The organism is Microbacterium sp. (genome assembly GCF_051953575.1).
GTDB lineage: Bacteria > Actinomycetota > Actinomycetes > Actinomycetales > Microbacteriaceae > Microbacterium.
This window is the reverse complement of record NZ_JBQCIP010000030.1, coordinates 1-22,169: the sequence shown is the minus strand read 5'-3', so window position 1 is coordinate 22,169 and position 22,169 is coordinate 1. Positions and strand designations below refer to the sequence as shown.

Genomic DNA, 22,169 nt, shown 5'->3' with positions numbered 1-22,169 from the left:
TGCTCCTGTCAGGCCGCGACGAACGCCGTGCGGGCGAGCGTGATGCGGCGGTCGATGAGGGGATAGACGAGGTCGACGACGAGGTTCGCGACCACGAAGACGAGCGCGGCGAAGACGACCACGACCTGCACGACGGGGACGTCCCGGTTGTTGACGGCGGTCACCACGAGCCGGCCGATGCCCAGCCTGGAGAACACGGTCTCGGTGACGACGGCGCCCGACAATAGGCCCCCGACGAGCACGCCCACCATGGTGAGCGACGGGATGGCGGCATTGCGGAACGCGTGCCCCAGCTGCACGCGACGCTCACTCGCGCCCTTCGCTCGAACGATCTCGACGTACGGCTGCGCCAGCGTCGACCGGAGGCTCCGCGACAGCAGCTGCGCGATGAAGGCCCCAGAGGGGATCGCGATGGTCACCGCGGGAAGCACGAGGCTCTCGAAGCCCTCGTTGCCCATGGACGGGAACAGCCGCAGCCGGAACGAGAAGGCCTGCAGCAGCAGCAGCCCGATCCAGAACACGGGGATCGACACGCCCAGCGGGGGCAGCGACGACAGGGCGCTGCGCAGCCATGAGGCCCGGGCGAGCGATGCCGCCAGCGCCAGGACGACGCCGAACACGACCGACAGCACGAACGCGAACGCGGTGAGTGCCAGGGTGGGCGGCAGCGATTCGAGGAGCAGCTCGGATGCCGGGCGCCCGGTCTGCGTCGAGACGCCGAAGTCGCCGGTCAGCGCCTTGCCCAGCGCCACGAGGTACTGCTCCCACAGCGGACGATCGAGCCCGAGTTCGGTGCGCAGCTTCGCCACGAGCGCCGGGTCGACGGTCTCCTGGTCCCCACCGCCTGCGAACAGCGTCGCGGCGTCACCCGGCAGGAGGTACAGGATGAGGAACGAGATCGTGTAGGCGGCCCACAGGACCAGCAGGCCCTGTCCGATCCTGCGGGCGATGTAGCTCCACCACATGTCTCGTTCCTCATCCCTTCCGTGTCAGAGCCCGCGGCTCACTCGGTGACCCAGGCGTCGTAGAAGTCGAGGCGGCTGGAGGCCTCGAACGTCAGACCGTGCACCTTGGCGGCGGCCGTGATGGTCGTCGACAGCTGGTAGATCGGGATGGAGTAGCCCCCTGTGATGAGGAGCTTCGCGGCCTCGTCGACCACCGTCTGCCGTTCCGCCGGGTCGGTGATCGCGGCCTGCTCGTCCAGCAGCTCGTCGATCTCGGCGGGCTCGGTGCGCTTGGTCGCGTTGTTGGTGCCGTTCACCGAGAACACGGTGCGCAGCACGTCCGGGTCGGCCCGCGTCAGGTTGCCGTACGAGAAGTCGTACGTGCCGTCGGCGTTCGCGGCCTGCACGTCGGCGATGCTCGCGAAGGTCAGCTGCAGGTCGACGCCGATCTGGCGCAGCTGCTGCTGCACGAGTTCGAGGACCTCCTTGGGCGACTGCCAGTACGTGACGTGGAAGCTGAGCTTCTCGCCGTCCTTCTCGCGGATGCCGTCGTCGCCGACGGTCCAGCCGGACTTCTCGAGGAGCTTCTCGGCGCCCTTCGGGTCGTACTCGAGCACGTCGCTCAGGTCGGTGAAGTACGGCGTGGACGAGGCGAGGGGCGACACCGCCGGCTTGTCGTCCGGTCCGAGCAGGGTCGACGTGATCTGCTCGCGGTCGATGCCCTTCTGGATCGCCAGCCGCACGTTCTCGTCCGAGAGCTTCTCGGTGGACTGGTTGGCGAACAGGTTGTACACCGAGCCCGGGTTGGCGCGGTTGAGGCTCCAGAAGTCGTCGCCCTCGAACAGCACGGCGTCGGCGGTGGCGATGCCCGTCGTGGCGTCGATCTGCCCGGACTGCAGGCTGCCGGTCCGGTTGCCGGACTCGGGGATCACCTTGTAGGTGATGGTGTCGAGGTAGGCCTCGCCGGTGTGCCCTGCGATCGAGGGCCCCCAGTCGTAGCCGTCGCGACGCTCCAGCACGGCCCCCTCGTTGGGGGTGTAGCTCTGCACCGAGAACGGGCCGGAGCCGATGTAGTTCCCGAGGCACCGGTCGGCCTGGCTGACCGCTGCCGTCGCGGGCGAGAGCAGACCGAGCGTGAAGGTCGACGTGGCCTGCAGGAACTGCGCGTTCGGCTGGGTGAAGTTGATCGTGACGGTGTGATCGTCGACGACGTCGATGCTGTCGAGATCTGCGAGATACGACGAGCCCAGCGTCGCCTTCGCGCCGAGCGCGACGATGGCCTCGAAGTTCGTCTTGACGGATGCCGCGTCGATGGGCTCTCCGTCGGCGTAGGTGGGGCCGTCCTGCAGCGTGAAGGTGAAGCTCGTGGCGTCGTCGTTCACCTTCCAGTCCTCGGCGAGCCACGGCAGGATGTCGCCCGTCTCGGGATCCTGGATCGTGAGCGACGCGACGGTCTGGCGGGCGATGGCAATGGCGTCGTTGTTCCCGACCTGCTGGGGGTCGATGCACTGGCTGTCGACCGAGATCGCGAACGTGAGGTTGCCGCCGCTGGTGGGCTCCGCGTCCGCGGATGCGGAGGGGGCGGGGGCGCCGGACCCGCTCGCGCACGCGGTCAGCGCGAGCGCGACGGCTCCGATCGCCGCGAGCGCGGCGGTACGGGGTCGGGTGAACGACATGGTGTCTCCAGAAGCTGTGTCAGGGATCGCGATCGGGATGCCGGCGCGTCGCTACAGCGTCGCCGAGGCGCCGTGCGCGCCTCCACCGGTCGTGTCATGCGGCGTGAATCGGTGTCGCGGGTGGTCACGGGCCGTCATCCGGCGTCACATCCGGCCGTGGGACTCCCGCGCTCAGGCGGCGGAGCCGGTCAGGGCGCGACCGGCACGGCCACGCCCAGGTGCGCGGCGAGGGCCGCCGCGACGCGGTCGTTCTGCCGCAGCGACAGCGAGTTCGCTCCGGGTCGGGTGAAGGCGCCCGCCTCGATCTGCGACGTGAACGGGCCGATCGCGAACAGCCCGTCGTGGACCGAGTCGTCGTGCCGCACGACCCGGCCCTCGTCGGTGACCCGCACGCGGCCGAGAGTCCCTTCGTACTCGGCATCCACGACGCGCAGCCCGCTCCCGTGCACCGTCGCCAGCTCGCGCAGCGCGGGTTCGGTGCTGAGCGCGGCGTCGGCGGCAGGCAGCCAGGCGTCCACGAGCGCGCCGGCGACGGTCTCGCCAGCGCCGTGCGGACTCGTCGCGACGAACCCGCGCTCCCCGGCGGTCACCTCGATGTCGGGGCCGAGGAAGCGGACGATCCCCGCGTCGGCGAGAGCGAGCAGCTCCTCGAGGCGGTGCGGGGGCGGTCCGCTCGCGAGATAGCTGAAGAACGTGTGCCACCGCACCGGGAGGGTGTGGGCACGCGAACGCGCGTTCCACCGCTCTTTCGGGATCTCGGCCAGCGCCATGAACGACAGCAGCGCGGCGATGAACACGCCCTGCGCCGGGCTGCGCTCCTGCGTCGTCCGCAGCTGCAGGTCCTGTGCGACGTGCGCCCGCACCCGCTGCTGCACGTCGTCGGCGTCGGCGAACTCGACGCCGTCGAACGGCCTGTCGAACGCGGCGACGTCGAACCGATCGAGCGGATCGGGCACGACGGCGTCGATCGCGGCACGCAGGCCGGGGTCGTCCCACGCATGCGCGCGGAGCACCTGCCGGAACTCCTCCCATGTGCCCGAGACGCGACCGGGGTGCCCCGTGAAGAGCTCGCGGTAGTGCCCATGCAGCAGCTCGCCGGCGATGAGCGGCCAGGCGTCGCGCTCGAAGTCGAGGGGATGCCCGGCGTCGACGAGCGCCGCCACCGCCGCGGGGGTGAGCACCTCGCGTGCCGGCGGGTCGCCCTGCAGCGACGAGGTGACCTTCGACCGGTACGGCACCCCGCGTCGCGAGCCGAGGTGCAGGCGCGGTTCACGACCCGACGGGCGGTAGCGCAGCGAACCGCCCGTGTCGCGATCGAACCTCCCGCCGCGGCCCTGGGTGAGCAGCACGACGAGGTCGACGGCGGCGAGCCCCATGCCGCGCACGATCACGTCCCCGCCCTCGGCCAGCTGCGACAGGTCGGCGTCCGCGGTGAACGCGGGTGGCACGTACTGCAGCCCCAGACGAGTGGATGCCGCAGCCAGCGCCGACGAGGCCGGGTCGAAGTCGCGCTCGGTGTGGCCGAGGCAGTAGACGACGGCATCCGCCTCGATCTCGCCGCCGTCAGCCAGCGCAGCGATGTGTCGGCTACGCGCCGCGGCACGCACCGCGACGACGGTGCCGGCGAGCACCCGGATGCGCACCCCCTCCGGGGCGCCGGCGACCGTGCGCCGGAAGAACCAGTCGAGATAGTGGCTGTGCAGGCGGCGCGTCGGAAACCCCGTGGGTTCGAGCACGCGCGCCTCGGCCGCCGACAGCTCGTCCAGGGCGACGTCGGGCAGTGCGCCGTCGCGCCACTGCCCGAGCCATTCGCTGAGCGACGGCCCCGGGCGCACCGGCCCGTCGATCGTGCACGAGTCGTCGGTGAACACGGTGACGTCTCGTGTCATCGAGTTGAGCTTGAGCAGCGGCGACTGCGCGTGCCGCCAGATCCGCCCCGCGCCGGGCGGGAACGGGTCGACGAGATCGATGTCGAGCTGCGTCTGCTCGTCGGTGCGCGCCAGCACGCGCTCCAGCAGCATCGCCGCCCGCGGCCCCGCTCCGACGAACAGCAGGCGCGGGCGCCCGGTCATCGCGCCGCGAGCGCCGGGGCCGGCGCCGTCGTCGGGGCGGGCAGCCCCAGCAGGTCGCGCAGCGTCGCCCCGTCGTCGTAGGACTCGCGGTACGAGCCGCGCTCCTGCAGCAGCGGAACGACCCGCGCGGCGAACTCGTCGAGACCGTGCGGGGTGAGATGGCCCACGATCGTGAACCCGTCGGTCGCGCGCCCCTGCACGTACCGGTCGATCTCGCCGGCGATCCGTTCGGGCGTCCCGACGAAGGTGTGGGTCGCGGTCAGCCGGATCACGGTCTCGCGGATGCTGAGCCCCTCGGTCTCCGAGAGCTCGCGCAGCTTCGCGATGCGCGCGCGAACCGCCGCATGCCGGTTGGCCCAGCCTCGCGCCGTCTCGGACCCCGTGTCGGGGTCGATATCGGGCAGGGGACCGTCGGGGTCGTAGCCGGAGAGGTCGCGGCCCCAGACCTGCTCCACGTACGTGAGGGCGACCTCGGGCCGCACCTGCTGGAGGGCGATCTCACGGGAACGCTCGCGCGCCTCCTCGTCGGTGTCGCCGATCGCGAACGTGGCGGCCGGCAGGATCTTCAGCGAGTCCTCCTCGCGCCCGTAGGCGGCGAGCTGCCCCTTGACGTCGTCGTAGAACGCGCGCGCGTCGTCGAAGCCCGTGTGCAGCGAGAAGATCACCTCGGCATGCTCGGCGCCGAACCGCCGGCCGTCGGCGGAGTCGCCCGCCTGCACGATGACCGGCCGGCCCTGCGGGGATCGCGGCACGTCGAACAATGCGTCGACGTCGAACTGGGCGCCGCGGTGCCGCACGCGCGCCGGCACGTCGTCGTCGAGGAACACGCCGGTGCCGGCGTCGGCGCGCACCCCGCGCTCCGGCCACGAGTCCCACAGCTCCTTGGCGAGCGCCGCGAACTCCCGCGCCCGCTCGTACCGGTCGGCGTGGTCGAGATAGCCGCCGCGCCGGAAGTTCGCCCCGTGGAAGGCATCCGAGCTCGTCACGGCGTTCCATCCGGCTCGCCCTCCCGACAGGTGATCGAGGGTCGCGAGCTCACGCGCCAGCTCGTAGGGCTCGTTGAAGGTCGTGTTGAGCGTGCCGACCAGCCCGACATGCTCGGTGATCCCCGCGAGTGCGGCGAGGATCGAGAGGGTGTTGGGCCGACCGAGCACGTCGAGCTCGTGGATCCGACCCTTGTGCTCGCGCAGTCTCAGCCCTTCGGCCAGGAAGATGTAGTCGAACAACCCGCGTTCGGCGGTCGCGGCGAAGTGCTCGAAGGAGGCGAAGTCGATCTGGCTGCCTGCCGTCGGGTCGGTCCACACGGTGGTGCTGTTCACGCCGGGAAAATGGGCGGCGAGGTGGATCTGGCGGATGCTGCTCACAGTGCGAACTCCTTCTCTCGGACGTAGCGGCTCTCGGGGCGGACGAGGCCCAGGCGCTGACGCAGCGTTCCCGCGCCGTCGTCCTCGCGCAGCGCACCGGCCGCGCGCAGCAGCGGCGCGACCTGTTCCGCGATGGCGATGACGTCGGCGGGCTGCCGGGCCGGCCGCAGGCGCACCCCGTCGAACCCGGCCGCCGCGAGCTCGCGCACGACGTCCACGACGTCGGCGGCCGTCCCCACGACGATGCGCGCGTCCGACGTCAGGTCCGCGCCGGCGCGGTCGTCGAGCCGGTCCGCGGCGAGCCGCGCGGCGGACGCGGTCTCCTCGATGAGGACGAGCAGGTCCGCGAACGCCCGCAGGGGCTCGCGGGCGACACGCACGTCGGCGGAGGCGGCTTCCAGCTCCGCCAGGATCTCGCTCGGCGCGAAGCCGGCGAGGTCGTCGCGCGGGGTGACGAACACGAGGTCGGCGTGCTCGGCGGCCAGCCGGTACGGCACCGTCTGGTGGGCGAGCACGGTGAGGAGCGGTCGTCCCTGCGGCGAGCGCGGCACGATCGAGGCGCCCGTGATCGAGAAGAACTCGCCGTCGAACTCGATGTTGTGGATGAGGTCCGCGTCGAGAAAGCGTCCGGTCGCGGCATCCCGGATGATCGCGTCGTCCTGCCAGGAGTCCCACAGGCGCGACAGCACGTCGGCGAACTCGCCGGCCTCGCGGAAGGCGGCCACGATCTCGGGCGAATCCTCGACGCGGCCCGACGCCGGGAACGAGTCCACTCCCGAGGCACGCCGACCGAAGTTCGCCCGCTCGGCCGCAGAGGCTCCGGCGACCAGGCGCACGCCGGCGCGGCCGCGACTGGCGAAGTCGAGGGTCTGGATCCCGGTGGCGACGTGGAACGGCTCGGGGTGCGCGGTGGTGACCGTGGGTACGAGGCCGATACGACGCGTCTGGGGCGCGGCGAACGAGGCGACGAGCACGGCGTCGAGTCGGCCCCGGACGCGGTCGCGGCGGAGCCCGTCGACCTGTTCGAACCTGTCGGTGAGCGCGAGCGCGTCCTCGATCGTCGCGAGCGCGACGCCCGCGTCGTCCGCGATGCGCAGCAGGTCGCGCCAGTATCGCGGCGACGTGAGGTCGTGCGGGCGGGCCGTCTCCTCCCGCCAGGCGGCGGGATGCCATCCCGCCCGCTCGAGGGCGATGGCGAGGTGCAGCTGTTCTGTCACGGGATCGGTCCTTTCTGCGCCGGGGCGATCCGTCTCACGATCTCGCCGCGGCGGCGAGGCGTCCAACGCCCGATGACACGGGGAGACTCACGGCGCCAGAGGGCGTAACGAAGGCCCGCAGCCGCGGAGCCCGCCCATGCCGGGTGCCGGCTAGCGGCTCGATCCCCACAGGCGGTTCGTCTCGGCGTGCGCCCGCAACAGGTCGTCACGGGCGGCCTCCAGCGTCCGCTGCGCCTCCATGAAGGCGTCGCGCGCGTCGAGCAGGCGGACCGGGATGCCGTCGCCGGCGTCTTCCGTGCGGTAACTGTGCGTCCAGGACATCTCGTGCTCCTTGCTCCCTGCGCGCCGCGTGTCGGCCGCCTCAGCCGACGCGGGAGTGCTCCCCGAGGCGGTGCCAGCTGCGGTTGTGGTACACCAGGGCGGCGCTCGCGCCGTCGGACTCGACATCGCGCGCCAGATGCGCCTGCAGCGCGTGGGCGGCGATGACGGTCGAGCCGCCGGCATCCATCCGGCTGACCACCGCGCACCGCGCCCACGCGCGGACTCCGCGGAACAGCGGCTCTCCGGTCGGCAGCGGCGCCCACGACTCCGTGTCCGCGAAGCGGTCGATGCCGCTGGTCGCGCCCAGGCGGGCGATGTCGAGGTCGTCGGCGTCCAGCAGGTGGACGACGATGGAGTCCGCCGCGAGCAGGGTCGGCGTCGCCGACGACAGCGCCGACACCGAGAACACGAGCAGCGGCGGGTCCGCGCTGACGGACGCCACCGACGAGGCCGTCAGCGCGACCGGCCCCTGCGCGCCGGTCGCGGTGATCACGGCGACGCCGCTCGGATGGCCGCGAAACAGCGATCGGAAGTCGTCGGACGAGACGGCCGCGCCGATGGTGCGGTTCGCCGGGTGCTCTTCGACGCTGCGGTTCGTGCTGGGCTGAACGGTCATGTCTCGACGCTAGGGAGCCCGCCTTCGCCGGTCGACGGCCCTGCGAAACAGTCCGTCATGGGCGGTCACGCGAGGATGCACACGCCGTGCAGACGTGTCGTCAGAGCAGCCCGCGCCGCGAGAGCAGCGGCCGAACCCCTTCGGCGAACCAGTACGCCTCTTCCAGATGCGGGTAACCCGACAGCACGAATTCGCGGAACCCGTGCCCGTGGTACTCGCCGATGAGGTCGGCGACCTCTTCGTAGCTGCCCACGAGCGCCGTTCCGGCACCACCGCGCACGAGCGCGGCGCCGGCCCAGAGTCCCGGATGGATCTCGAGGTCCGCGCGCGTCGTGCCGCCGTTCGTGAGCGCGTGCTGACGGCGCTGCCCCACCGACCCCGACCCGGCGAACGCGGCTCGCCGGCGCGCGATCAGCTCCGGGTCGAGCCCCGCGACGAGCCCGTCCGCGATCGCCCAGGCCTCTTCGGACGTCGGCCGCGCGATCACGTGCAGCCGGACGCCGTAGCCCAGCACCCTCCCTCGGGCTGCCGCGCGCTCACGCACGCGCTCGATTTTCTCGCCGGCCTGCGCCGGCGGCTCCCCCCACGTGAGGTACACGTCGGCATGCTCGGCCGCGACGTCGATGGCCGCGTCGGACGAGCCGCCCAGGTAGACGGGCGGCACCCGCAGCGGTGGCGCGATGTACGCGTCCTCGATGTCGAAGAACTCGCCGCGGTGCGTGATGCGTTCTCCGGACCACAGACGCTGCAGGATGCCGAGGTACTCCGCGGCACGACGGTACCGGTGATCGTGGCCGACATGGTCGCCGTACCGTCGCTGCTCGATGTCCTCGCCGCCGACGACGACGTTGATCCGCAGCCGGCCGTCGCTGATGTTCTGGAAGGTCGATGCCAGCTGCGCCTGAATCGTCGGCGAGATGAGACCCGGGCGCACCGCGACCAGGTACTCGAGCGAGCGCGTGTGCTGCGAGAGGGCGGCAGAGATCGTCCAGCTCTCTTCGTTGCCGCTTCCGGTGGGGATGAGGACGGCCTCGTAGCCCAGATACTCGGCGGCGCGGGCCACCTGCGAGAGGTAGGGGATCGTCGCCGCCCGCTGGGCCACCGGCTTGTGCAGCGGGTCGTTGTTCGTGGCGCTGCCGAGGCTGAGGTCGGTGCGCGAGTCGCCCGTGAGCGGAAGGAACCAGTCGAGGCTGATCCGCTGGTCCGCCGCAGCGACGGGGTGGTCTGCGTGAGCGGTCATGCCGAGGGGACCCCGGTGTCGGTGAGAGTCATGTCTCCTCCTTGCAGACCGACGACGACATGTTCACTGTCGACGACGCGGACCGTCTGGCCGAGCCCGTCCGTCACATCCCGTCACGAACGGGGTGTGTCACACGAGGTCACGTGCCCCCACCACGGTCGTGGCGGGGGATGCCGGTCCATAGTGTGGAGGCACGAGAAGGAGGACGCCGTGGCCGACAAGCGCTTCTGGTGGATCGACGTGTTCGCCGAGTCCCCGCTGACCGGCAACCCGCTGTCGCTCGTCCCCGACGCGGACGACCTGGATGAGCAGCGCATGCGCGCGATCACGCGAGAGTTCAACCAGTCCGAGACGACATTCCTCGTGACGCCCACGCTGCCCGGCGCCGACCACCGCCTGCGCTCCTTCACGGTCGCCGGGGCGGAGGTGCTCGGGGCCGGCCATAACGCCATGGGGGCGTGGATCTGGCTCGCCGAAGCGGGCCTGCTGGATCCCGAGCGCGCGGAGTTCGCCCAGCAGATCGGCGACGACGTCCTGCCCGTCCGCGTCGGCAGGACCGACGACGGACGCGTCCGGGTCTCGATGCGCCACGCACGCACCCGCTTCCTCGGCCGCGTCGACGCCGTCGCGGAGTTCGCGGTCGCGCTCGCCGTCGATCCCGCAGCGCTCGTGGAGGGGCGACCGGCCGAGGTCGTCTCGACAGGCGCCGGGCACCTGCTCCTCGCGCTGGCCTCCCGGTCGGACGTCGACCGCGCAGAACCGGATGCCGCCCACCTGCGCACGCTCCTCGCCCAGGCAGGAGCCGAGGGGTGTTACGTCTACTCCACCGAGGACGCGCACGACGGGCTGCACGCCTACTCCCGCTTCTTCAACCCCACTGTCGGCATCGTCGAGGACCCGGCGACGGGGACCGCCGCCGGCCCGCTCGCCGCACTCCTCGTCCGCGATGGCCTCGCCTCACCGCACACGCCGATCCGCATCGAGCAGGGACGGGCGATCGGCCGCCCCAGCATCCTGCAGGTCGTCGTCGACGGCGACCATGTCGAACTGTCCGGCTCGGGCATCGTCGTCGCCGAAGGCGTGCTCCACCTCTGAGAGGTCTTGCGATCCGTCACGCTCCCCGCCGCACGCGCAATCCGAACGCGACACCCGCCAGCACGATCACGACGACGCCGTAACCCACCACCACGGCGCCCAGGCCGACAGCCCCCACGAGCGCCCCGGCGATGACCGCGGGCACACCGAACGAGAGGTAGGCCAGCACATACAGCGCCGCGAAGGTGTCCGCCCGCTGGGTCGCCGGAATCCGCGGGGCCAGAGAGGCGATCACACCCGAGAACCCGGTTCCGAAACCCATTCCGGTCACCGCGGTGGCCACGAGGTAGAACGGCAGCGACCCCACGCCGAGGGCGACCAGCGACAACAGTGTCCCTGTGCCGAGCGCGGCCGTGCCGAACAGCACCAGCGTCCGAGCGGTGCGCTTGCGCAGCACGAACGCCGTCAGGGCGCCGACTCCGGCGAGCAGCACGACCCCGAGCCCCTGCCAGAAGTGCGCCTCGCCACCCAGCTCGCCGCGGACGATGGTCGCGCCGAGCGACAAGAACAGGCCGCCTGTCGCCCATCCGGCGACCACGGCCGGAGCTCCGCGCCAGAAGTCCGCGCGGATCACCGACGGAACAGTCAGCCGGAAGCGCAGCGACCCCCACGCCCCTGACGTGCGAGGCGCCGTCTCGGGGACCAGCAAGAACGACACTGCGAGCACCGCATACAGGGCAGTCAGTGGAGCGAACACGTCGAGCAGCGCCTCGCCGCTCACGTCGAGCAGCACGCCCGCGACCAGTGCGCCGAGCGCGAGCCCGATGCCGGCGCTCAGTGCGTTCCAGAGCCCGGCGACCCCCGCGCGTCCGTTCGGTGCGAAGTCGAGGACGGTCGCCGACAGCGCCGACATGAGCAGACCGCTCGCCACACCCTGCAGAGTCCGGGCGAAGAACAGCAATGCCACAGCATCCGCGTGCCAGAACACGAACATGCTCCCCGCCAGCAGCACGAACCCTGCGATCACCACGGGGCGGCGGCCGACGTGGTCCGAGAGCGAGCCGGCTGTCAGCAGCGTGAGAAGCAGCGCCCCCGCGTAGACGGCGAACACCCCACCGATGACGGCCGCATCGAACCCGACCCGCTGCGCCAGCACCGGGTAGAACGGCGAGGGCGCACTCGCCCCGACCATCATCAGGATCTGAGCCACGATGGCAAGGACGAAGCCGAAACGAGTGCCACGCGGGACTGGTTCACCGCTCTTCGTTCGCGCGAAGACGGGGCTGGAGGCGGTGGTGGTCATGACGGCTCCTCTCAGGGTTCGAGTTTTCTCGAACTATCGGAGCGTACGTGCTTTCTCGCGATTGTTCAACTATTCTCGAACCATGTCCGGCGACCTTCCGCACCCCGAGCGCTCCGAGATCCAGCTCACGGATGTGCTCTTCGCGCTCAGCGACCCCGAGCGCCTTGCGATTGCGCGCCAGCTCGCCGATGGCCCCCTCGACATGGCGGCCTGCCATGCCACCGACCCGAGCCTGCCGAAGTCGACCAAGTCGCACTTCATGAAGGTCCTCCGCGAGGCCGGCGTCATCCGCAACGAACCGAACGGGCGCGGGCGGATGCTGACACTCCGGCGCGAGGATCTCGACGAGCTGTTCCCGGGCTTGCTGGACTCCGTTCTCCGGAGCTGACCCGCCGGCCGCCCACCGCGGAAGATCACGGTCCTTCACGATCGCGACACGTGAGTGCGAGCAAGCTCCGCAGGCTGCCGTTCAGTACGAGAACGGTTTGCGAAGGTCCTGCATCGGCTGCCCCCCTCGACCACGGAGTCGCGCGTCGGGCGCACGAGCCGACTCGAGCTGTGAGCCATCCAGGATGGGGGCGTAACGTCCGATCATGAGCGCACAGGCACAGACGAACGGCAGCGACGTGCCGGCCACCGCGACGAACCGACGAGTGCTCGAGTGAAGGTCGCGATGCTCGGTCCCATCGCCTGGCGGACGCCGCCGATCAGTTATGGGCCGTGGGAGCGCGTGACGAGCCTGCTGACCGAGGGGCTGGTGCGTCGCGGGGTAGACGTGACGCTGTTCGCCACCGCCGACTCGATCACCGGCGGCGACCTCGATGCCGTCGCGCCGCACGGCTACGCGGAGGACCCGACGATGGACGGCCGGGTGTGGGAGGCGCTTCACGTCGCACACGCGCTGGAACGGTCGAGCGAATACGATCTCGTGCACAACCAGCTCGACTGGCTGCCGCTCGCCTTCACCGCCCATTGGGCCGCCCCGATGGTCACGACGATCCACGGCTTCTCCGGTCCCGCGATCCTGCCCGCGTATCTCGCCTCGGCTTCGACGTTCGTCTCCATCTCCGACGCCGACCGCTCCCCCCGCCTGGAGTACCTCGCGACGATCCACCACGGGATCGATCCCGAGGAACTCCCGTACGTACCCGAGCCGGACGACTACCTGGTGTCGTTCGGACGCATCCACCCCGACAAGGGCACCGCTACGGCGATCGAGATCGCGCGACGGGCCGGCCGCCGGCTGGTGATCTGCGGCCTCGTCCAGCACGTCGACTACTTCCGCGACGAGGTGGAGCCCCACATCGACGGGGACCGCGTCGTCTTCCTCGGCGCCGTGGCCCCCGAGGAACGCGCGCGCGTCCTCGGTCACGCCGCCGCACTGCTGCACCCGATCGACTTCGACGAGCCGTTCGGGCTCTCGGTGGCCGAATCGATGATGTGCGGAACGCCGGCTCTCGCGTACCGCCGGGGATCGATGGCGGAGGTCATCGACGAGGGTGTGACGGGCAGCACCGTGGCCTCGATCGACGAGGCGATCTCGGCTCTCCCGGCCGTCGCGTCGCTGGACCGCCGTCGCGTCCACGAACGCGCGATCGCGCGATTCGGCGTGGAGCGGATGGTCGACGAGTACCTGGGCGTCTACGAGACCGTGCTGGCTCGCTGACCCTGTGACGACGTCCAGGTCGGACGTGTACCGTGCAACCACAGCGTCCGGGTGCGAACCCGGAGGTGGACCGGACCGCGGCGATGAAGGCGCGGTTCCACGAGGGATGCCGCCGGCAGACGTCTCGCCATCGCCTGGGGCGACTGCCCCCGGGCATCATCAGGGAGCGTCGCCGTGACTCACTACGGATTCCTCAGCACCTTTCCGCCGACCCGCTGCGGGCTGGCCACCTTCACCGAGTCGCTCTCCGCTGCGCTCGTCCGGCACGACGACGAGGGCACCGTCGTCCGTGCGCTCGATCAGCCCGAGGAGCGGGGTCACCAAGATCCTCGTGCACGGTCGCGCGTGCGGACCGACCTGATCGCCGGCGACAGCCTCAGCGCGCTGCGCGCGACCCTGGCGCTGAACGCGTGCGATGTCGCGATCGTGCAGCACGAGTACGGGATCTACGGTGGTCGCGACGGCGATGAGGTCATCGGCGTGCTCGCTGCGCTGCGGATCCCCGCCGTCGTCGTGCTCCACACCGTGCTCGTGGCGCCCACGCCGCATCAGCGGGAGGTCCTCGAGGAAGTGTGCCGACTCGCGTCCGTGGTGGTCGTGATGACGATCCACGCCCGTGACAACCTCGCCGCGACCTACGCGGTCGATCTCACCCGCGTTCGCGTCATCCCGCATGGCGTGCAGCATGTGGCTCTCCGCGAATCGGAGCCGCACAGCGGCCGCCGCGTCGTCACCTGGGGCCTCCTCTCGCCCGGCAAGGGAATCGAGTGGGGCATCCGCGCCGTGGCGCAGCTCACGGACATCACGCCGGACGTCGAGTACATCGTCGCCGGTCAGACGCACCCCAAGGTGCTGGCGCACGCGGGGGAAGGCTACCGCACCATGCTCGCGGGTCTCGCGGGCGACCTCGGCATCGGGTCGTCGGTCCGCATCGATGGCCGCTACCTCGAGGCGTCACAGCTCGCCGCACTCATCGCGTCGGCGGACGTCGTGCTCCTTCCGTACGATTCGCTCGACCAGGCGACCTCCGGCGTCCTCGCCGAAGCCGTTGCAGCCGGCGTTCCCGTCGTCGCCACGGCATTCCCCCACGCTGTGGAGCTGCTGTCGAACGGAGCCGGGATCGTGGTCCCCCACCAGGACCCCGACGCCACGGCGCGAGCGCTGCGCGAGATCATCACCAGCGCGGCCGTCGCCGATCGCATGCGCGAGACCGCGCTCCGCGAGACGAACAAGACGACGTGGTCCGCAGTCGCCGACCGCTACCGCACCGTCACAGCACGGCTCGCCGCCGGCAGGGCCGCATGATGGTCCCGTCTCCGCCATACGACCACCTCCGCGCGCTGACGGATCACAACGGCGTCTTCGAGCACGCCCTCCTCGCCGAGCCTCGCCGCGAACACGGATACTGCGTCGACGATGTGGCGCGCGCGCTGATCGTGGTGGCGCGCGAACAGCAGCAGACCGTCGAGCTCAGACGATTGGCTGCGACCTATCTGCGTTTCCTTGAGTCGGCGGTGCGCGCAGACGGTCTTGCGCACAATCGGATGGGCTCCGATGGGGAGTGGTCCGACGACCCGGCCATGGGCGACTGGTGGGGACGGCTGCTGTGGGCACTCGGCACGATCACCGCGCAGCGAGGCGACCCGTGGACCCGTGCGCGCGCACTGCGGACGTTCCGGATCGCCGCGCGCGAGCGGTCGACGAGTCTGCGGACCCTTGCCTACGCGGCCCTCGGTGCGGCGGAGATCGTGCGCGTGCGCGCCGACGACCACATCGCCCGGACGCTTCTCCGGGAATACATCCGGGCGATGCCCGATCTGCCGGCTCCCCCCTGGCGGTGGCCTGAACGTCGCCTGGCTTACGGCAACGCATCGATCGCCGAAGCGCTGATCGCCGCAGGCGATGCCCTCGGAGACGAGGCGGCCACGACCCAGGGGCTGCGGATGCTCGACTTTCTGCTCTCGGTGGAGACATCGAACGGCCGATTCTCCGTGACGGGGACGGCGGGGCGCGGACCCCGCGAGAAGGGCCCGTCATTCGATCAGCAGCCGCTGGAGCTCGCCGCGCTCGCGGACGCGTGCGCCACGGCGCACGCCGTCACCGGCGACCCGGTGTGGCTCCCTCCGATCACGCTCGCGTGGCAGTGGTTCACCGGTCTCAACGACAGCGGGACCATCATGTTCGACGCCGAGACCGGCGCCGGCTTCGACGGGCTCGAACCCGACGGCAGGAACGAGAACCGCGGCGCCGAATCGACATTGGCCGCGTTGAGCACCTACCAGCAAGCTCTCCGACACGGTCTGTTGACAGCGCCATGACGACCCGCATCCACGCGACGGGGCTGACACCGCAGCCGGACCGGGTGATCGCCCAGCTGTTCCTCCCGGGCGAGGAGTGGTCCGCCGAGCACTCTCGCGCCGGAGAGATCATCGCGCGCGTCATCGCGATACCGGACGACCGCATCGATGCGCTCGCGGCCGAGCTGACCAATGACTTCGGTTCGCGGCATCCCGACATCCGCGCGCTGTTCCTGGAGAACGCCGCCGTCGTGAGCTCCCGCCTGGGCGACCCGGTCGACATCAGCGTCGAGCGTCGTCTGGTGCTCGGCGCGAGTTTCACGGCGGAGTACGCCGTCGAAGGCGCAGCGCTGTGCAACCCCAGCGCGATCGAGCATCCCGACCAGACAGGGTTGGATCCCGGGCAGCTGCGTGTCGCGGTAGCTCTCCGCGCCATCGGGGAGGGTCACCGTTCCTCCATCGAATTCGCCGAAGCCATCATCGGTCCCGGCCGCCGCTGGACATTCGTGGATCGGATGCTGCCGCTCTGGCGGGCGCGGATCGACGAAGGAGACTGGAGCATCGCCCATTTCCGCGCCGCAGTCGAAGAGGCGGGGCTCGTCAATGAGATCTCGCACAATGTGCTGCAGGGGCTTGACGACCGGTTCACCGTGTCAGACGTCGAGGCCTCCGTGACACGCCTGCCGAAGGCGCTCTCTCGGCGCGCGGACAGCGCTCGGCACATCGAGGCGATTCGCGAGCTGGCGATCTCCGTCTATCGCGCCGTGTTCTCCCCCGAGACCTCCCTCAGCCAGCGCGTGCTGACCCCGGTGGCGGCAGAGGAACGGCACGGGATGGAGGACGCACGATTCGTGCGATTCACCGACCTCGCCGGGACCACCCACTACCGCGGAACCTACACCGCGTACGACGGGCGCGCCATCGCCCCACGGCTGATCGTCACCTCGGATCTGCGCGAGTTCGACATCCATCGCCTGACCGGCGATGCTGCCCAGGACAAGGGGATGGCTCTGTTCCCTCGCCCCGTAGGCGGCAGGTACCTCGCGTTGAGCCGCAGCGGGGGCGAGAACATCTCGCTGGCGGAGTCCCACGACGGCGTGATCTGGAACCAGACCGGTACCATCCACCCCCCGTCGGAACCTTGGGAGATCGTGCAGACCGGCAACTGCGGCCCGCCACTGGAGACACCGCACGGCTGGATCGTGCTCGTTCACGGAGTGGGCCCGATGCGCAGATACTCCCTCGGAGCGCTGCTCCTCGACCTCGACGACCCGACGATCGTCCTCGGCCAGACCGCCACTCCGATCGTGCAACCGATCGACGACCGTCGCGACGGCTACGTGCCCAACGTCGTGTACTCGTGTGGCGGGGTCATCGTGGACGGTGTGATCTGGGTCCCGATCGGCATCGGAGACTCGCGCATCGGCGTGTGCTCGATCGAGGTCGACGAGCTTCTCGCGCACTTGGCTCGGTAGCCCGGCAGCGAATTCGAGGGGATCGCCTTCGCGTTTGCTGCAAGCCGACACCCACACTCGGGAAGGGGCGTAATCTGAGGTCAGATGGCCTAGACCCTGTCATTCGGCGCACGCCGTGCGCTACATCTGACAGGAGCACGAAATGGCCATCAACACTGCCGGGTCGATCGCCTCCAGCGTGCGGTCAACGACCCCGAAAGCGCCGAACCTCTACACCGAGCTGTCGCAGACGGTGACAGGAAGCGGCCTCATGCGGCGCCGCTACGGGTACTACTGGACCAAGCTCATCGCGGCGCCGATCGTCATCGCGAGCGTGCTCGCCGTCTTCGTGCTCCTCGGCGACACCTGGTGGCAGCTGGTCACCGGCGCCGTCCTCGCCGTCCTGCTCACCCAGGTCGCGATGCTCGGGCACGACGCCGCGCATCGGCAGATCTTCCGCTCCGGCCGGTGGAACGACTGGACCAGCCTCGTCCTGGGGAATCTCCTCGTGGGCATGAGCTACGGCTGGTGGCAGCACAAGCACACGCGGCATCATGCCAACCCCAACAAGATCGGCAGCGACCCCGACATCGAACTCCCGGTCATCGCGTTCACCCCCGAGCAGGCCGACAAGCGGCGTGCGAGTCGAAGCGGACCGCTGCGCTGGCTGATCGCCCATCAGGGGGTGCTGTTCTTCCCGATCCTGCTGCTCGAAGGGCTCTCGCTGCACGCGTCGAGCGTGCGGCGTGTGTTCGCACGTGAGCAGCTGCGACACCGTCCGATCGAGATCGCCTTCCTCACAGTGCGGATCGTCGGGTTCGTCGTGCTCGTCTTCCTCGTGCTGTCCCCAGGGATCGCCTTCGCCTTCCTCGGCGTCCAGCTCGGGCTGTTCGGCGTCTACATGGGAATGGCGTTCGCGCCCAACCACAAGGGGATGCCGCTCGTCCCGGCCGACGTGAAGGTCGACTTCCTCCACCGGCAGGTGCTCATGAGCCGCAACATCCGTGGCAGTCGGATGCTCGACACGGTCATGGGAGGACTCAACTACCAGATCGAGCATCACCTGTTCCCCTCGATGCCTCGACCTCACCTCCGTCAAGCGTCCGGGATGATCCGCGCCTTCTGTGTGGAGCACCACGTCCCCTACACCGAGACGGGCCTCTGGCAGTCCTACGGAATCGTCGTCCGGTACATCAACAGGGTCGGACTCGGCGAGCGCGATCCGTTCGAGTGCCCGTTGCTCCAGCAACGACAAGCCGTCTAGCTGCTCGCCCGGCCATCGAGGAGTCAGAGCGACAGTCGCCCGTCGATGACGTCGCGCGCGACGACGCCGATGCGCGTCTGTGTGGAGCGGGCGTGGCTCCGGATCCGTGCGAACGCCTCATCCATGTCGATGTCCCGCATCTGGGCGAGGTATCCCTTGGCCTGCTCGATCACGACCCTGCTGTCGAGCGCGCGCTGCAGCTGAGCCTGTGCGAGCTCGGATTCCTCGACCAAACGCTGCTGCAGAATGCTGATGGTGGCGATATCGGCCAATGCCTGCGCGGCCGCGGCATCGGCCGCGTTCAGCGCGCCGGCCTCATCGCGGAACAGATTCAGCGATCCCAGCGTCGAGTCGCGGAGCCGCAGCGGGATCGCATGGATCGACGAGAACCCGGAAGCGCGCGCATCGGTGGCGAATGCGGGCCAACGATGGGCGATCTGATCGATGTCGTCGACCGAGACGACCTCTCCCCCTGTCGCCGCCTCGACGCAGGGCCCGGCGCCGACGCGCAACTGCATCAGCTCGACGAGTTCGCTCCGCTCGCTCGTGGAGGCGATCACTTCCAGCCGGTTGGACGGGCTGAGCAGCAGGATGCCGGCAGCCGACGCGTCGAACAGCGAGATGCAGTCGTCGACGAGCCGCTGGAGTACGTCGACGATGTCGAAGTCGTCGACGAGGGAGTCCGCCAGAGTGACGAAGGTTCCCAGCAGCTGATGCTCGCGGGTGAGCGCCGTCATGCCGTCATCCTAAGCCTTGGGATCACAGTCTCAGGTCGAGCCGGCGTGCGATGACGTCCGCCGCGACGTCGCGCACCGGACGCCCCGCCGCGAACGCGTGGCCGCGGAGGAGCAGGAGGGCGTCGTCCACGCCGATGCTGTTCCGTGCTGCGACCATTCCGGTCGCCTGGTGAACCTCACGACGAGAGTACGGTTCGTCCCGCGCACCGTCGTCCGGCGCATCGAGACGGTTCAGCGCCCTCCTCAGGAGAGTGCTCGAGACGATGGCCGCCAGGCGGCTCATCCGTTCGATGTCAGCATCGGACAACTCGCGGGCGGTCATCGAGTAGAGGGCGATCGAGCCGATGCCGAGCGTGCTGACATACAGCGGGAACGCGAAGAGCGCTCCCACATCGAGCTCTCGCAGGGCGGCCCATGTGCCGGGCCACAACGCCCCGCCATCGACCTGCAGGTCGGACGCCGTGACAGGAAGCCTCGTGCGGAGAGCTTCCCAGGACGGCCCCTCGCCGAGGTCGATCTGGATCTCGTCGATCCGTGCGCCGAGCTTCGTGCTGGCGCACACCGTCTCTGAGCCCATCGGCGAGCCGAGTGTCGACACCACCGCGCCGGGCATCGCGACAGCCGCTCGCAACGGCGAGCACAGGTCGTCGCCGCCGGCCACGAGCGCGGCCACGGCGATCTCAAGGGCATCACCCGGCTGGTGGTCGGGACTCGTGGACATCGCTTGCGCCACCGTTCATCTCAGAATGACCAGGCGCGGGGTCTCGGTGCCCTGCTCATGAGCGTACGCGCACGGGCGGAGCTCTGTCTTCGGTCGGGCGAGGAGCGTACTGTGAAGAACATGTGGACAGTCCTTCTCATCCTGCTGGTTGCGTGGGTCGTGCTGTCGATCGTCGGTTTCGTCTTCGACGGCCTGATGTGGCTGGGCATCATCGGGATCGTGCTCTTCGTCGGCACCCTCATCTTCGGGATCCTCCGCCAGCGCGCCCGGCGCCCCAGGCCCTGAGCGAGCAGGATCACGACGCCGTCGACGGCGGGGCCACGACGCGGACGTGCAGCGCACCCGGTGCGACGCTGATGCGCGCACGGACGACGTGCCCGAAGGGGTCACCGTCCAGCTCCACCGCGTGAGGGGTTTCGAAGCGCACCTCGAACTGCCTGCCCTGGACGTAGCCGAGCGCGTGAAGGTCCGGCGACCGTGAGAGCCATCGCCGGGTGAACGGGGAGCGGCGAGCAGCGCTCTGGAGCGTCAGCCTCGTTCCGATCCGCGCCCAGCCGAACGGACCCGCCGGCCGCATGATGACGACATCCAGGAGTCCGTCGTCGATGACGGCGGCCGGGATCAGCAGCATATTGCCCGTAAGGGTTCCGCAGTTGCCCACGATGACGGTGTGCGCGCGGGTGGATCTGCTGCGTCCGCCGTCGATGCGGTAGGTCAGGTGGAAGAGCCGATTCGCGACGATCGACCGTGCGATCGGTGTGACGTACGCGAACCACCCGAGGCGCTTCTTCGCGACCGCGCTGGTCTCCTGCGCCATCTGGGCGTCCAGTCCGATCCCCGCCATCACCATGAACACGTGCGCCTGTCGGACGCCATCCTCGTCCTCGACCTCCGCGACACCGACATCGACCGTGCGATCGACCCCGGTGAAGGCCACCGAGACGCTGGCGGGAATGTCGTTGAGGGGTGTGCCGAGGTCGCGGGCGAGCAGGTTCCCCGTGCCGGAGGGGACCAGCGCAATCGGGATGCCCGTGTCGCGCAACTCCGCGGCCGCGGCGCGGACGGTGCCGTCTCCGCCGGCGACGATCACGACCGCCGGGTCGCCCGCGGCAGCCTGCGCCGCGGCAGCTCGGCCGGCATCCTCGCTCGCGGTTTCGTACCACCGGGTCGGCTTCCACTCCATACGACGCTCATGCTCGGCAACCGCCGTGCGGATGCGTTCGACCGGCGCCTTCGTCGGGTTGTATACGACCGCCGCGTGCGGATGCCCTCCGTTCCTCTGCTCCGATCTGCTCATCTGCCGGTCCGGATAGCACCGGGCACCTGCATCGTGCTCAGCGGCTGTGCCCGCCCTCGGTTCCCCAACTATCGATCTGCTCTTGATCGGTCGCGGCCCCTGCCGTCTGATCGCCCGCAGATCCGGGCGCCTTCGCCGACGCGGATGCCTGGAAGGTGATCGACTCAGCGAGCGCCGCCACCGCGGCCGCGCGAGCCTGCTCGGTCTCCGCTGCATCGTGGAACTTCATTGCAGCGGCATCCTGGCGCGCGCGAACACCCGCACTGATCTCAGCCAGTCGATCCGCCAGGACCGCCGCGAGCCCGTCCCTGAGTTCTTCCAGATTCGTGTTCGAGATCTCCAGCCGACGGTCCGAGACCGTCACCTCGACGGTGGGGTACCCGGCCCGCGCGAGCCGGTCCCGCGTCTCGATCCCCAGGATCTCCGTGACCTCGTCGCGTTCAGGGCGACGGGTGAATACCGCCTCCACCGTGTAACGCTCCGGGGCGTGGTCTGTCAGCAGCGCAGCAGGCAACGACCCCACCAGCACTGATCCCAGGCCCAGCGCAGCGACATCGATGCCGCTCGTTCGTGTCTGTGTCTCCATGATCGAACGGTACGCCTCCTAGATGTGTAGCTCACAGGTTCGTGAACGTCGCTATCAGCGAACCCCGCGACGCGTCGTGTCAGAGCCGCCCTGATGCAGTCCATCGCGTTAAGTCGGGTCCTGCTTGGCCCAGGATCGTCGTGAGCATTGTGAGAGTCATCATCTGCTCACCTTCCCCAGCAAGATCTGATCGCAATCGACCAGGTGGGGAGGGCCGCGGACCCAAGAGAATGGGCCGGATCGAAACCTCCTGAAGAAGGAGGTCGATCCGGCCCAAAACTGGCGGTGACGGTGGGATTTGAACTCTGATGACCTGCCGTCACCCCATATTCGTCTCGGGCTCGAACCCTGCATTCGCC

Annotated in this window: 21 protein-coding genes; 8 read left to right on the top strand and 13 right to left on the bottom strand. The window is 69.9% G+C overall.

What is annotated here, in order from left to right; genetic code table 11:
* Positions 1-8: 8 nt before the first annotated feature.
* From ACTHNQ_RS02345 to ACTHNQ_RS02310, 8 genes are all read right to left on the bottom strand, one after another.
* Positions 9-965, bottom strand: a complete 957-nt coding sequence (locus ACTHNQ_RS02345) for an ABC transporter permease (protein WP_440330822.1) — start codon at positions 963-965, stop codon at positions 9-11.
* 38 nt (positions 966-1,003) lie between these two features.
* The gene (locus ACTHNQ_RS02340; RefSeq protein WP_440330821.1) at positions 1,004-2,620 is read right to left on the bottom strand and encodes an ABC transporter substrate-binding protein; all 1,617 of its coding nucleotides are present in this window, start codon (positions 2,618-2,620) and stop codon (positions 1,004-1,006) included.
* Positions 2,621-2,808: 188 nt separating this feature from the next.
* A complete protein-coding gene (locus tag ACTHNQ_RS02335) occupies positions 2,809-4,692 on the bottom strand; it encodes an FAD/NAD(P)-binding protein (RefSeq protein ID WP_440330820.1) in 1,884 nt (627 codons plus the stop codon).
* A complete protein-coding gene (locus ACTHNQ_RS02330) occupies positions 4,689-6,056 on the bottom strand; it encodes an NtaA/DmoA family FMN-dependent monooxygenase (RefSeq protein ID WP_440330819.1) in 1,368 nt (455 codons plus the stop codon). The genes ACTHNQ_RS02335 and ACTHNQ_RS02330 overlap by 4 nt, the downstream gene beginning before the upstream one ends.
* Positions 6,053-7,273, bottom strand: a complete 1,221-nt coding sequence (locus ACTHNQ_RS02325) for an LLM class flavin-dependent oxidoreductase (protein ID WP_440330818.1) — start codon at positions 7,271-7,273, stop codon at positions 6,053-6,055. Before ACTHNQ_RS02325 ends, ACTHNQ_RS02330 begins: the two co-directional genes overlap by 4 nt.
* Positions 7,274-7,423: 150 nt before the next feature.
* Positions 7,424-7,594 carry a hypothetical protein gene (locus ACTHNQ_RS02320; RefSeq protein WP_440330817.1) on the bottom strand — a complete coding sequence of 57 codons (171 nt, stop codon included), beginning with the start codon at positions 7,592-7,594 and terminating at the stop codon, positions 7,424-7,426.
* Between the two features lie 40 nt (positions 7,595-7,634).
* Positions 7,635-8,210 (bottom strand): flavin reductase family protein, encoded by a 576-nt coding sequence (locus tag ACTHNQ_RS02315; protein WP_440330816.1) that lies wholly within the window; start codon positions 8,208-8,210, stop codon positions 7,635-7,637.
* A gap of 100 nt (positions 8,211-8,310) precedes the next feature.
* A complete protein-coding gene (locus tag ACTHNQ_RS02310; protein WP_440330815.1) occupies positions 8,311-9,450 on the bottom strand; it encodes an LLM class flavin-dependent oxidoreductase in 1,140 nt (379 codons plus the stop codon).
* A 210-nt stretch (positions 9,451-9,660) separates the two neighbouring features.
* Between ACTHNQ_RS02310 and ACTHNQ_RS02305 the strand changes: the two genes are divergently transcribed.
* The gene (locus ACTHNQ_RS02305) at positions 9,661-10,545 is read left to right on the top strand and encodes a PhzF family phenazine biosynthesis protein (RefSeq protein ID WP_440330814.1); all 885 of its coding nucleotides are present in this window, start codon (positions 9,661-9,663) and stop codon (positions 10,543-10,545) included.
* 16 nt (positions 10,546-10,561) lie between these two features.
* Here the strand turns inward: ACTHNQ_RS02305 and ACTHNQ_RS02300 are convergent, their stop codons facing one another.
* Complete coding sequence (locus ACTHNQ_RS02300) at positions 10,562-11,788, bottom strand: MFS transporter (RefSeq protein WP_440330813.1); 1,227 nt, start codon at positions 11,786-11,788, stop codon at positions 10,562-10,564.
* Positions 11,789-11,870: 82 nt separating this feature from the next.
* Between ACTHNQ_RS02300 and ACTHNQ_RS02295 the strand changes: the two genes are divergently transcribed.
* The 6 genes from ACTHNQ_RS02295 (at position 11,871) to ACTHNQ_RS02270 (ending at position 18,469) form a co-directional block, all read left to right on the top strand.
* Positions 11,871-12,176 carry a helix-turn-helix transcriptional regulator gene (locus ACTHNQ_RS02295; protein ID WP_018170293.1) on the top strand — a complete coding sequence of 102 codons (306 nt, stop codon included), beginning with the start codon at positions 11,871-11,873 and terminating at the stop codon, positions 12,174-12,176.
* Positions 12,177-12,461: 285 nt separating this feature from the next.
* A complete protein-coding gene (locus ACTHNQ_RS02290) occupies positions 12,462-13,454 on the top strand; it encodes a glycosyltransferase family 4 protein (RefSeq protein WP_440330812.1) in 993 nt (330 codons plus the stop codon).
* A 174-nt stretch (positions 13,455-13,628) separates the two neighbouring features.
* Entirely contained in the window at positions 13,629-14,759 is a 1,131-nt protein-coding gene (locus ACTHNQ_RS02285) for a glycosyltransferase (protein WP_440330811.1), read from the top strand.
* A gap of 113 nt (positions 14,760-14,872) precedes the next feature.
* Complete coding sequence (locus ACTHNQ_RS02280) at positions 14,873-15,772, top strand: glycosyltransferase (RefSeq protein WP_440330810.1); 900 nt, start codon at positions 14,873-14,875, stop codon at positions 15,770-15,772.
* Entirely contained in the window at positions 15,769-17,226 is a 1,458-nt protein-coding gene (locus tag ACTHNQ_RS02275) for a glycosylase (protein WP_440330809.1), read from the top strand. Before ACTHNQ_RS02280 ends, ACTHNQ_RS02275 begins: the two co-directional genes overlap by 4 nt.
* Positions 17,227-17,368: 142 nt before the next feature.
* Entirely contained in the window at positions 17,369-18,469 is a 1,101-nt protein-coding gene (locus ACTHNQ_RS02270) for a fatty acid desaturase family protein (protein ID WP_440330808.1), read from the top strand.
* A gap of 23 nt (positions 18,470-18,492) precedes the next feature.
* Here the strand turns inward: ACTHNQ_RS02270 and ACTHNQ_RS02265 are convergent, their stop codons facing one another.
* A complete protein-coding gene (locus ACTHNQ_RS02265; protein WP_018170308.1) occupies positions 18,493-19,206 on the bottom strand; it encodes a GAF and ANTAR domain-containing protein in 714 nt (237 codons plus the stop codon).
* Positions 19,207-19,228: 22 nt separating this feature from the next.
* A complete protein-coding gene (locus tag ACTHNQ_RS02260; protein WP_018170309.1) occupies positions 19,229-19,927 on the bottom strand; it encodes a GAF and ANTAR domain-containing protein in 699 nt (232 codons plus the stop codon).
* Between the two features lie 120 nt (positions 19,928-20,047).
* On the opposite strand from ACTHNQ_RS02260, the gene ACTHNQ_RS02255 reads away from it, so the two are divergent.
* The gene (locus ACTHNQ_RS02255; protein WP_018170310.1) at positions 20,048-20,212 is read left to right on the top strand and encodes a hypothetical protein; all 165 of its coding nucleotides are present in this window, start codon (positions 20,048-20,050) and stop codon (positions 20,210-20,212) included.
* A 10-nt stretch (positions 20,213-20,222) separates the two neighbouring features.
* Here ACTHNQ_RS02255 and ACTHNQ_RS02250 read toward each other — a convergent pair whose 3' ends face one another.
* On the bottom strand, positions 20,223-21,224 hold the full coding sequence (locus ACTHNQ_RS02250; RefSeq protein WP_440330807.1) for a diacylglycerol/lipid kinase family protein: 1,002 nt from the start codon (positions 21,222-21,224) through the stop codon (positions 20,223-20,225).
* Between the two features lie 37 nt (positions 21,225-21,261).
* Positions 21,262-21,810, bottom strand: coding sequence for a hypothetical protein (locus ACTHNQ_RS02245; protein ID WP_018170312.1), 549 nt, complete (start codon positions 21,808-21,810; stop codon positions 21,262-21,264).
* Positions 21,811-22,169: the final 359 nt, after the last annotated feature.